Genomic DNA, 7,315 nt, shown 5'->3' with positions numbered 1-7,315 from the left:
TCGGCCTGATCGGCGGTTCCCTGGCCCGAGCCCTGAAGCGCGCCGGTGTCGTCGGCGAAGTGGTCGGCGTCGGCCGTTCGCCCGCCTCGCTGGAACGCGCGCTTGCCCTTGGCGTGATCGACCGGGCCGCCTCGCTGGAAGATGCCGCGCAGGGCGCCAGCATCATCGTGCTGTGCGCACCGGTCGCGCAGACCTTCGCGCTGCTGCACGCGCTGGAGCCGCACCTGCAGCCCGGCACCATCGTCACCGACGCGGGCAGCACCAAGTCCGACGTGATCATGGCGGCCAAGACCGCGCTGGGCGACAAGGTCGCGCAGTTCGTGCCGGCCCATCCGATCGCGGGACGCGAACTGAACGGCGTCGAAGCGGCGCTCGACGATCTCTACGACGGCAAGAAGGTGGTGCTGTGCCCGTTGCAGGAGAACAGCCGGGCGGATGTCGGTGCGGTGCGCGCGATGTGGGAAACGGCCGGCGGCGTCTGCGAGATCATGTCCGCGGTGCAGCACGACGCGGTGTTCGCCGCGGTCAGCCACCTGCCGCATCTGCTGTCGTACGCGCTGGTCGCGCAGGTTGCCAATGCCGAGGACGCGGCGCTCAAGCTCGCCTGCGCGGGCGGCGGCTTTCGCGACTTCACGCGGATTGCCGCGTCGTCGCCCGAGATGTGGCGCGACATCTGCCTGGCCAACCGCGACGCGCTGCTGCGCGAACTCAATACCTACCAATCGGTGCTGGCGCACCTGAAGGCGCAGATCGAGGCCGGCAATGGCGAGGCGCTCGAGCGCGTGTTCGCGCGCGCCAGCCAGGCGCGGCTGCAGTGGGGCGCCGAGCGTGCCGCCGCGGCCGACGTCGAGTCGTGATCCCCGCCGAGCCGGCGATCACTTGCCGCCCCTTGCAAGCCCTACCGACCGCAGCCCGACCATGGAACATCTGACGCTTGGCCCTTTCACCCGTGCCGCTGGCACGGTCCGTCTTCCCGGCTCGAAGAGTATCTCCAACCGCGTGCTGCTGCTGGCAGCGCTCAGCGAGGGCGAGACCCGGGTGCGCGACCTGCTCGATTCCGACGACACGCGCGTGATGCTCGGCGCGCTCAAGACGCTGGGCGTGGACTGGCGCAAGGATGGCGATGATCATCTTGTCACCGGTGTCGGGGGCAAGTTTCCGGTCAAGGCGGCCGAGCTGTTCATGGGCAATGCCGGTACCGCGATCCGTCCGCTGACGGCGGCGCTGGCGCTGCAGGGCGGCGACTATCGGCTCTCGGGCGTGCCGCGCATGCACGAGCGGCCGATCGGCGATCTGGTCGACGGCCTGCGCCAGGTCGGCGCACGTATCGACTACCTCGGCAACGAGGGCTATCCGCCGTTGCACCTGCAGCCGTCGGCGAGCCGCATCGATGGCCCGATCCGCGTGCGCGGCGATGTGTCGAGCCAGTTCCTGACCGCGCTGCTGATGGCGCTGCCGCTGGTCGACGCGCCGGGCGGCCGCATCGAGATCGAGGTGGTAGGCGAGCTGATTTCGAAGCCCTATATCGAGATCACGCTGAATCTGCTGGCGCGCTTCGGCATCGAGGTCCAGCGCGACGGCTGGTCGCGCTTCGTGCTGCCGGCGCGGGCGCGCTACCGCTCGCCGGGCGAGATCTTCGTCGAGGGCGATGCCTCGTCGGCATCGTATTTCCTGGCCGCCGGCGCGATCGGCGGCGGCCCGGTCCGGGTCGAAGGCGTGGGGCTGGCCAGCATCCAGGGCGACGTGCAGTTCGCCGATGCGCTGAACCGGATGGGCGCCAACGTGATGGCCGGCGCCAACTGGATCGAGGTGCGCGGCGTGGACCGCGACGACGGCCGGCTGCAGGGCATCACGCTGGACTGCAACCATATCCCCGATGCCGCGATGACGCTGGCGGTGGCCGCGCTGTTCGCCGACGGTCCGACCACGCTGACCAATATCGGCAGCTGGCGCGTCAAGGAGACCGACCGCATCGACGCGATGGCGGCCGAGCTGCGCAAGCTCGGCGCCGACATCGAGGCGGGCCAGGACTATCTGCGTATCGCCCCGCCGACGCAGTGGCAGACGCCCCCCGACGGCATCGATACCTATGACGACCATCGGATGGCGATGTGCTTCTCGCTGGCCACGTTCGGCCCCTTGCCGATCCGCATCAACGATCCGCGCTGCGTGGCCAAGACGTTTCCCGACTATTTCGACGTGTTCGGCCAGGTGGTCGGCTGAGCCTTGGCCGAGAGCGCGACCGGCTCATTGTGCCGGCGCCATCGCCATGCCGGCGTCGTGTCGTTCGGACGAATGCGCGGAATCCGGCGCGGCGGCTTGCGCGGCCTTGCGCCGTTCGCGCTGCTCCCAGTAGCGGTCGAAGAAGTAATGGGCCACCGTGTTGACGGCTGGTTCGATGAAGGTGAAGGCACCGCTGATGGCAATGCTGCCCGTCAGCGCATAGGTCACGCTGAACGCGATGCCAAGGTGCATGATGCCGAACGACAGGGTTTTTGCCATGGTAGATTGCCTCGTTGGTCTGCGGGAGCCGCGGATCGACGCTCCCTACCGATGGAAGAATGATAATGGTTCTCAATTAGATCGAGAAATTGATCGTTGCTTTTGTCTTGATAAGAAATGACTATCGCTGAAGTCGTCACCATCGACGGGCCAACGGCCTCCGGCAAGGGAACCGTGGCGCACAAGGTCGCCGACGCGCTGGGCTTCCATCTGCTCGACAGCGGGGCGTTGTACCGTCTGGTGGCGCTGGCCAGCGAACGGGCCGGCGTCGACGAAGGCGACGTGCCGGCCCTTGCAAACCTGGCGAGCCGCCTCGATGTCAAGTTCGGCCCGGACCGGGTCTGGCTGTCCGGCGAGGAGGTCAGCCTGGCCATCCGCGCCGAGGCGATCGGCAACCGGGCCTCGGCGCTGGCGGTCCATCAGCCGGTTCGCGATGCGTTGACGGCACTGCAGCGGGGCTTTCGCAAGCTGCCCGGCCTGGTGGCCGACGGCCGCGACATGGGCACGGTGATCTTCCCGGACGCGCGGCTGAAGGTGTTCCTGACCGCAAGCGTCGAAGCGCGCGCTCGCAGGCGCTATAAACAATTGATTGATAAGGGAATTTCTGCTAGTATCGAAAACCTTTTGCGTGATCTGGAAGCACGCGACGCGCGGGACCGTTCCCGTGCCGCCGCACCGCTTCGTCCCGCGGAAGATGCGCGGCTGCTCGATACCTCCGACATGACGGTGGATCAGGCGGTGGCGCAGGTGCTGGCGTGGCACGCCGAGCTGGGTCCGCTGACCCAGGGGTGACCGCGCCGCGCCACGAGGCGCCGGCAGCCGCCCGCCGCGGACGCGACAACGGTCGCGCCGCACGCGGGAACACGCCGCCGGCATGGTTCAACCTGACCCCGCTGCCCTGGCAGACTGAGCGCGATCGTCGCGCCGGCCACGGTATTGCGGATTGCTAACTTACGTTTATGTCCGACCTGCAAAACAACGAATCCTTTGCCGCACTGTTCGAGGAATCGATCGCCCGCTCCAATATGAAGGCTGGCGAAGTGATTTCCGCCGAAGTGGTGCGGATCGACCACAACTTCGTGGTCGTCAACGCCGGCCTGAAGTCTGAAGCCTTCGTGCCGGTGGAGGAGTTCCTGAACGACCAGGGCGAACTCGAAGTGCAGGCCGGCGACTACGTTTCCGTGGCCATCGACGCGCTCGAGAACGGCTATGGCGACACCATCCTGTCCCGCGACAAGGCCAAGCGCCTGGCATCGTGGCTGAACCTCGAGAAGGCGCTGGAAGACGGCGAAATCATCTCGGGTACCGTGACCGGCAAGGTCAAGGGCGGCCTGACCGTGATGGTCAACGGCATCCGCGCATTCCTGCCGGGTTCGCTGGTCGATGTGCGTCCGATCAAGGACACCACGCCGTACGAAGGCAAGACCCTGGAATTCAAGGTCATCAAGCTGGATCGCAAGCGCAACAACGTGGTGCTGTCGCGCCGCGCCGTGGTCGAAGCGACCCTGGGCGAAGAGCGCCAGAAGCTGATGGAAACCCTGAAGGAAGGCGCCATCGTCAACGGCATCGTCAAGAACATCACCGACTACGGTGCGTTCGTCGACCTGGGCGGCATCGATGGTCTGCTGCACATCACCGACCTGGCATGGCGCCGTGTTCGCCATCCGAGCGAAGTGCTGTCGGTTGGCCAGGAAATCACCGCCAAGATCCTCAAGTTCGACCAGGAAAAGAACCGCGTCTCGCTGGGCGTCAAGCAGCTAGGCGAAGATCCGTGGGTCGGCATCTCGCGCCGCTACCCGCAAGGCACCCGCCTGTTCGGCAAGGTCACCAACCTGACCGACTACGGCGCGTTCGTCGAGATCGAAGCCGGCATCGAAGGCCTGGTGCACGTGTCGGAAATGGACTGGACCAACAAGAACGTGGCCCCGTCCAAGGTTGTCCAGCTGGGCGACGAAGTCGAAGTCATGGTGCTGGATATCGACGAAGACAAGCGTCGTATCAGCCTGGGCATGAAGCAGTGCAAGGCCAATCCGTGGGACGACTTCAGCCGCAACCACAAGAAGGGCGACAAGCTGACCGGCCAGATCAAGTCGATCACCGACTTCGGCGTGTTCATCGGTCTGCCGGGCGGCATCGACGGCCTGGTGCACCTGTCGGACCTGTCCTGGCAAGAGTCGGGCGAAGAGGCCGTGCGCAAGTACAAGAAGGGCGACGAAGTCGAGGCCGTGGTGCTGGGCATCGATGTGGACAAGGAACGCATCTCGCTGGGCATCAAGCAGCTGTCGGGCGATCCGTTCAACAACTTCATCTCGGCCAATGACAAGGGCTCGATCGTCACCGCGACGATCAAGACCGTCGATCCGAAGGGTGCCGTGGTCCAGCTGGCCGACGACGTCGAAGGCTATCTGCGCGCCTCGGAAATCTCGGCCGACCGTGTCGAGGACGCCCGCAACGTGCTGAAGGAAGGCGAGCAGGTGACCGCGGTGATCGTCAACATCGATCGCAAGTCGCGCAACATCAACGTGTCGATCAAGGCCAAGGACTCGGCGGAGCAGCAAGAAGCCCTGCAGAAGTTCCAGGCCGACACCGGCACGGCTGGCACGACCAACCTGGGCGCGCTGCTGAAGGCCAAGCTGGGCCAGGACAACCAGTAATCGCGTCCATCGCGACCGTCCAACTCACGCGCGGATGCCATGACCAAGTCCGAGCTCGTCGAAAAGCTGGCTGCCCGCTTTCCGCAGTTGCTGCTGCGGGACGCGGACATCTCGGTCAAAACGATCCTCGACGCGATGTCCGATGCGCTGGCCGATGGCCATCGCATCGAGATCCGCGGGTTCGGCAGCTTCGGCCTGAATCGCAGGCCGCCGCGCGTGGGGCGCAATCCCAAGTCCGGTGAGCGAGTGCTGGTGCCCGAAAAACGGGTGCCGCACTTCAAGGCGGGCAAGGAGCTGCGCGAGCGGGTCGACCGCAATCCGGCGGCCGGCAACGGTAGCGGTAACGGCGACCACGGTGTCGATGGCAACGGCGGCAACGGTGTCGATGGCGCCGCGCTGGGCCTGAACGGCAACAGCAACGGCAACGGCAACGCGGCCGCCAACGGGCATGTCCCCGGGCATGCCCCGCTCGGCGGCGAACGCGGTCCGCTGACCCATGGCGCCGCGATGCCTGGCGTCCAGCAGGAAGGCTCCGGCCTGAACCTGGCACAGTCCTGACTCCCAGCCGCTTCGGTGACGAAGGCGGCTACGGAATCGAAAAAGCGCTCCGCAAGGAGCGCTTTTTTTATGCCTGTCGGATGCGCAGACGCGGAACCGCCGGGTCGGGGCGCGTGTCTGAGTGACCTCTCCGCATCCTCGTGGGGTCGACGAATTGCCCGCCGCGCCGGCCCCGATCGCGCCGTGTGCGCCAATCGATTCCGCTACAATGCCGGGGAGCCGCCGCCCGCGGCCGGCTTGCCGTTCGGGATGCGCCGACAGCCGGTGCCGGGGGGACGCTTCTTCGCCATTTCGCCGCTTTTTGCCGCCACGCCGCCGCAGACACCTCGTCAATCGCATGAAACTTGTCGCCTGGATTATCCGTATCGTCCTGTTCGCGCTGCTGTTCGTGCTCGCCTTGCGCAATACCGCCGATGTGTCGCTGCAGCTGTTCTTCGACGCGGTCTGGCGCGCGCCGCTGATCCTGATCCTGCTGGCCGCGTTCGTGCTGGGCGCGCTGGCCGCGCTGATCTCGGTGGCGCCGGGCCTGATGCGGCAGCGGCTCGAGATCGCCCGGCTGCGCCGCGCGGTCGGCAATGCGCGCACGCCGGCCGAGGACGGCGCCGGCGCGTCTTCTTCCAAGGCCGTGGCGCCCTACAACGTAATCGGCCCGAAAGTCTAAGCAATGAATTTTGAAACCTGGTGGCTGCTCGCCCTTCCGCTCGTATTCGGGCTCGGCTGGATGGCGGCCCGCCTCGACCTGCGGCAGGCGATCAGCGAGCAGGGCGCCTTGCCGCGCTCGTATTTCAAGGGCCTGAACTTCCTGCTCAACGAGCAGCCGGACAAGGCCATCGACGCCTTCATCGAGGTCGCGCGGCTCGATCCGGAAACCACCGAGCTGCACTTCGCGCTGGGCGCGCTGTTCCGCCGCCGCGGCGAGACCGAACGCGCGATCCGCGTGCACCAGAACCTGGCCACGCGTCCCGATCTGCCCGACACCGAGCGCGAGCATGCGCTGTACGAACTGGGGCAGGACTATCTGCGCGCGGGGCTGCTCGATCGCGCCGAGGACGCGCTGCGTGCGCTGATGTCCGGCCCGTATGCGGCCTCGGCCAAGCGCGTGCTGCTGGAGCTGTACGAGGTCGAGAAGGAATGGCGCAAGGCAATCGACGCCGCGCGCGAGCTGCAGAGCGCGACGCAGCAGGATTACAGCGTGCAGATTGCGCAGTTCTGCTGCGAGCTGGCGCAGGACGCGCTGCAGCGCAAGCAGCCCGACGAGGCGATCGGCTGGCTCGAGCAGGCATTGCGCGAGAATCCGAAGAACGTGCGCGCGCCGATCCTGCTTGGCGATGTCGCGATGGCGTCCGGCGATCTTGGCGCGGCGCTGGGTCACTGGCTCGGCATCGAACGCCAGGACGCCAGCTATCTGCCGCTGGTCGCCGACCGCGTGGTCAAGGCCTATCGCGAGCTGGGCGAACAGGGCAAGGCGCTCGAATGGCTGCGCGGCCTGCTGAAGACGGGTCTTGCGGCCGAGCTGCTCGACACTGCCTATCGCACCGAGCTCGAACTCGAGGGTCCGGCCGCCGCGGCCGCGCTGATGCGCGAGCAGCTGCGCCGCCAGC

General features: G+C 66.7%; 8 protein-coding genes. 7 read left to right on the top strand and 1 reads right to left on the bottom strand.

Annotated elements, in window-relative coordinates; genetic code table 11:
* A partial coding sequence (locus tag B551_RS10790; protein ID WP_023264064.1) for a prephenate dehydrogenase/arogenate dehydrogenase family protein occupies window positions 1-857 on the top strand: 857 nt, incomplete at its 5' end.
* 61 nt (window positions 858-918) lie between these two features.
* Window positions 919-2,223: a 3-phosphoshikimate 1-carboxyvinyltransferase gene (gene aroA, locus B551_RS10785; protein ID WP_006576191.1), complete on the top strand. Its 1,305-nt coding sequence runs from the start codon at window positions 919-921 to the stop codon at window positions 2,221-2,223.
* Between the two features lie 24 nt (window positions 2,224-2,247).
* On the opposite strand, the gene B551_RS10780 is transcribed toward aroA, so the two are convergent.
* On the bottom strand, window positions 2,248-2,502 hold the full coding sequence (locus B551_RS10780) for a DUF2061 domain-containing protein (RefSeq protein ID WP_006576192.1): 255 nt from the start codon (window positions 2,500-2,502) through the stop codon (window positions 2,248-2,250).
* Between the two features lie 117 nt (window positions 2,503-2,619).
* Here B551_RS10780 and cmk point away from each other — a divergent pair, with 117 nt between their 5' ends.
* The 5 genes from cmk to lapB form a co-directional block, all read left to right on the top strand.
* Window positions 2,620-3,294 carry a (d)CMP kinase gene (gene cmk, locus B551_RS10775; RefSeq protein ID WP_006576193.1) on the top strand — a complete coding sequence of 225 codons (675 nt, stop codon included), beginning with the start codon at window positions 2,620-2,622 and terminating at the stop codon, window positions 3,292-3,294.
* Window positions 3,295-3,461: 167 nt separating this feature from the next.
* Window positions 3,462-5,156 carry a 30S ribosomal protein S1 gene (gene rpsA, locus B551_RS10770; RefSeq protein ID WP_006576291.1) on the top strand — a complete coding sequence of 565 codons (1,695 nt, stop codon included), beginning with the start codon at window positions 3,462-3,464 and terminating at the stop codon, window positions 5,154-5,156.
* Between the two features lie 39 nt (window positions 5,157-5,195).
* Complete coding sequence (locus B551_RS10765) at window positions 5,196-5,714, top strand: integration host factor subunit beta (protein WP_006576292.1); 519 nt, start codon at window positions 5,196-5,198, stop codon at window positions 5,712-5,714.
* A gap of 337 nt (window positions 5,715-6,051) precedes the next feature.
* Window positions 6,052-6,375 (top strand): lipopolysaccharide assembly LapA domain-containing protein, encoded by a 324-nt coding sequence (locus B551_RS10760; RefSeq protein ID WP_006576293.1) that lies wholly within the window; start codon window positions 6,052-6,054, stop codon window positions 6,373-6,375.
* A gap of 3 nt (window positions 6,376-6,378) precedes the next feature.
* On the top strand, window positions 6,379-7,315 hold a 937-nt coding region (gene lapB / locus B551_RS10755; RefSeq protein ID WP_023264063.1), incomplete at its 3' end, for a lipopolysaccharide assembly protein LapB.

Origin of the sequence: Cupriavidus sp. HPC(L), from assembly GCF_000307735.3 — a bacterium.
GTDB lineage: Bacteria > Pseudomonadota > Gammaproteobacteria > Burkholderiales > Burkholderiaceae > Cupriavidus.
The sequence above is the reverse complement of the archived record's forward strand: the minus strand, read 5'-3'. Positions and strand labels throughout refer to the sequence as shown.

Bases quoted from the DNA above. Each gene is read 5' to 3' on its own strand.
- aroA (WP_006576191.1), top strand. From the start codon at position 919: ATGGAACATCTGACGCTTGGCCCTTTCACCCGTGCCGCTGGCACGGTC.
- B551_RS10780 (WP_006576192.1), bottom strand. From the start codon at position 2,502: ATGGCAAAAACCCTGTCGTTCGGCATCATGCACCTTGGCATCGCGTTC.
- cmk (WP_006576193.1), top strand. From the start codon at position 2,620: ATGACTATCGCTGAAGTCGTCACCATCGACGGGCCAACGGCCTCCGGC.
- rpsA (WP_006576291.1), top strand. From the start codon at position 3,462: ATGTCCGACCTGCAAAACAACGAATCCTTTGCCGCACTGTTCGAGGAA.
- B551_RS10765 (WP_006576292.1), top strand. From the start codon at position 5,196: ATGACCAAGTCCGAGCTCGTCGAAAAGCTGGCTGCCCGCTTTCCGCAG.
- B551_RS10760 (WP_006576293.1), top strand. From the start codon at position 6,052: ATGAAACTTGTCGCCTGGATTATCCGTATCGTCCTGTTCGCGCTGCTG.